We start from the raw sequence: 916 nt of genomic DNA on the forward strand, positions 1-916 counted from the left end.
TAGACCTCTTGCAAAAGTCATAATTTAAGCTCGGAATTAATGATACCAGCAAACAGCTTCATTCTAAGATCATAGCGCTGACGACGGTTGCGATATTTATGAGCCACGATTTTAAACAACTTGATTAAGCCTATTTTGTGCTCAACCACAATACGGAACTTTGCCAGATAGTGATTGGCCTGTTTGCATATCTCTAATAACTGACCACCACGAGGTTTCTTAAATGGCGTGAAAGTTTGCTCATGTAACTTTGCTAACCCTTGATAACCACTATCGGCTAGTAGCTTGGCGTCACAAGGTAACCAGTCAGGACAAGTATCTTTATACAGCTTAAAATCGTGGATTGACCCTTTACAGGTTTGCACATCAAGTATCAAACCAGTTTGCCAATGAACGATAACCTGCGCTTTTAAGGTGTGTTGTTTTTTCTTACCGCTGTAGTAGTCTCTTTGGTTTTTTTTGGACGCTCAATAGGGGTTTCGGTAGCATCAACAATGACGACTGACCAATTGATGTCGTCATCGACACGACTAGGCAGCTTTTTAGGTAATTCAAACTTGCCAGAGTCAATCAGTGTGTCTTCTACTTTACGAATGATACGGCTAGCAGAAGACTCATGAATACCAAAGTCCATACTGATATGATAAAGCGTGCGGTATTCACGCCAATAAGTCAGGGCTAGTAGTATCTGCTCCTTAAGACTGAGCACACTTGGTCTACCTGATTTGGTCTTAGATGCTTCATGCTCTTGCATGGCATCAAGCATGTCATAAAAGGTGGCTTTATGAATGCCAGTGTAGCGTTTAAAACCAGCGTCACTTTGTTTGAGTAGCTTATCTATGTTTGGCATGGTTCTTAGACAACGATGAATGTTCTTCTTATTTTAATTCCCTCTGCTACTTTTGCAAGAGGTCTA

The 916-nt window shown here is 40.9% G+C and carries 1 protein-coding gene and 1 pseudogene; both read right to left on the reverse strand.

The features are described from left to right. Nucleotides 1–17: 17 nt before the first annotated feature. A pseudogene (locus AAEY83_RS12725) lies at nucleotides 18–401 on the reverse strand (transposase family protein); the annotation flags it as partial. An 8-nt stretch (nucleotides 402–409) separates the two neighbouring features. Beyond that, nucleotides 410–850 (reverse strand): transposase family protein, encoded by a 441-nt coding sequence (locus AAEY83_RS12730; protein WP_025643546.1) that lies wholly within the window; start codon nucleotides 848–850, stop codon nucleotides 410–412. Nucleotides 851–916 lie beyond the last annotated feature (66 nt).

The organism is Psychrobacter sp. TB20-MNA-CIBAN-0197, assembly GCF_040309765.1.
Classification (GTDB): domain Bacteria; phylum Pseudomonadota; class Gammaproteobacteria; order Pseudomonadales; family Moraxellaceae; genus Psychrobacter; species Psychrobacter submarinus.

Coding starts and splice junctions, on each gene's coding strand:
- AAEY83_RS12730 (WP_025643546.1), bottom strand. CDS start 850: ATGCCAAACATAGATAAGCTACTCAAACAAAGTGACGCTGGTTTTAAA.